This window comes from Pseudomonas sp. EL_65y_Pfl2_R96 (genome assembly GCF_963970905.1).
GTDB lineage: Bacteria > Pseudomonadota > Gammaproteobacteria > Pseudomonadales > Pseudomonadaceae > Aquipseudomonas.
In genome coordinates, this window is sequence record NZ_CAXAQH010000415.1 from 1 (window position 1) to 428 (window position 428).

The 428-nt window shown below is 63.6% G+C and carries 1 protein-coding gene; it reads right to left on the reverse strand.

Features of this window, described 5'->3' with window-relative positions; translation table 11 throughout:
- Positions 1-134 precede the first annotated feature (134 nt).
- Positions 135-428: GNAT family N-acetyltransferase (locus tag AACY49_RS31345; RefSeq protein WP_339528243.1), on the reverse strand; the 294-nt coding region annotated here is incomplete at its 5' end.

Consider the following 428-nt stretch of genomic DNA (forward strand, 5'->3'; position numbering starts at 1 on the left):
ACCCTTCGTTCCTGCGTCCACATGAACGACGCGTGGTTAGTTTACCGACGCTTAACGCGAAGCAATGTGCCTCGCGGATTCGCTGAAGCGGCAATGGCCGCCAGCCAGGCAGGATGAACACGCTCCGAGCTGCGTCAAAAACGGACAGTCATTCCGACATGGCTCGCGGCGAATCCCAGTCGCTTGTAGAAGCGCTGCGCGTCGGTGCGGCTCTGGTGCGTCAGCAGTTCGACGATGATGCAGCCGCGCGCCTTCGCTTCCGTGACCGCCCATTGCACCAATTGTTCGCCGATGCCGCGGCTGCGGCAATCGGATGCGACACGCACGTCCTCGAGCAGACCGCGGATGCCGCCCTGCGAACTGATGCCGGGCAAGATCGCCAATTGCAGGCAGCCGACCACCCTGCCCTCGCTCTCCGCCACCACCAG